Origin of the sequence: Pseudovibrio sp. Ad37, assembly GCF_001623075.1 — a bacterium.
Classification (GTDB): domain Bacteria; phylum Pseudomonadota; class Alphaproteobacteria; order Rhizobiales; family Stappiaceae; genus Pseudovibrio.
On record NZ_LMCF01000207.1, the window covers coordinates 1 to 1,221 of the forward strand.

Sequence of the window (1,221 nt, forward strand, 5' to 3'; positions counted from 1 at the left end):
TTCAACTGGTCGCGGCAACACACTGTGAGAACTTCTCAGCTGGGGTTTGATATTGCAAGGTCTTGCGGGGTCGTTGGTTGAGTTGCCTTGCTATTGCATCAAGTTCAGGCTGCGTGTGTACAGATAAGTCAGTGCCTCGGGGCAAATACTGCCGCAGCAAGCGGTTCGTGTTTTCGTTTGATCCGCGTTGCCACGGTGAATGTGGGTCGCAGAAGTATACAGTAACATCTGTTACTAATGTCAGGCTTAGATGATCTGCCATCTCCTTGCCTCGATCCCAAGTCAAAGATTTGTAAAGCTCTTTTGGTAATTTGTGGGTGTGTTTGATCAACCCGGAGATAACACTGCTCGTGTCTTTGTTGGCAACCTTGATCAACATGACATAGCGTGTTTGCCGCTCAACAAGAGTGGCGATGTAGCTATTCTTGGATCCTCCGATCAGATCTCCTTCCCAATGCCCCGGTATTGCACGGTCTTCGACGCAAGCAGGCCTTTTGCTGATCGAAACGGCATCCTTAATTTGGCCTAAACTATTCCGTTTGAGGCTTGCGTGTCTGGACCGACGTATCGTGCGTTTAGCACGCAGATGGTCCAGCAGTTCTTTCTTCAATACGCCGCGGGCCTGTATGTAAAGGCTTCGATATATCGTCTCGTGGGACACCTGCTTGTTTACGTCTCCTGGAAAGCTACGTTTGAGCCAGCCAGCAATCTGTTCTGGAGACCACTTGCTGCGCAGCTTCACCGATACTGCGTGGCTCAAAGAAGGATGGCAAGCGAGTTTGCATGTCTTGGGCCGTAGAGCGCGGTCCCAGGCAGCCTGATCAGCCGCTGCTGCGCGATAAGCGACCCGACCACCATTTCGCTGGACCTCGCGACTGATCGTAGACGGGGTACGGCTCAACTGGCGGGCTATAGATCGTAAAGATGCGTTGATGCTCAGGCCTCGCGATATTTCCTCACGCTCCTTCAAACTCAGCGCCAGCTTACCACGATGCCGGTCAGAGGGGCGGATGCCTCCGGTTGGCGAAATGACAGAAAATACCGAGGAGGAGTTCCGGTCAAACAGGCGGCCAATCGAACTCATCGATTCTCCCCGCTGCCATCGATCCCAAATCTCGGCTCGTTGTGCGGCAGAATAGTAAATACGGCGGCGATACGTCATGTCGAACACTCCATCTTTATTCAAAGATTAAAGTGTTGCGACCACCAGTTGAAACCACC

Annotated in this window: 1 protein-coding gene; it reads right to left on the minus strand. The window is 52.3% G+C overall.

Annotated features, from left to right (window positions below; all coding sequences use genetic code 11):
- Nucleotide 1 precedes the first annotated feature (1 nt).
- Nucleotides 2-1,162 carry an IS30 family transposase gene (locus PsAD37_RS21300; protein WP_063297842.1) on the minus strand — a complete coding sequence of 387 codons (1,161 nt, stop codon included), beginning with the start codon at nucleotides 1,160-1,162 and terminating at the stop codon, nucleotides 2-4.
- Nucleotides 1,163-1,221 lie beyond the last annotated feature (59 nt).

Bases quoted from the DNA above. Each gene is read 5' to 3' on its own strand.
- PsAD37_RS21300 (WP_063297842.1), bottom strand. From the start codon at position 1,162: ATGACGTATCGCCGCCGTATTTACTATTCTGCCGCACAACGAGCCGAG.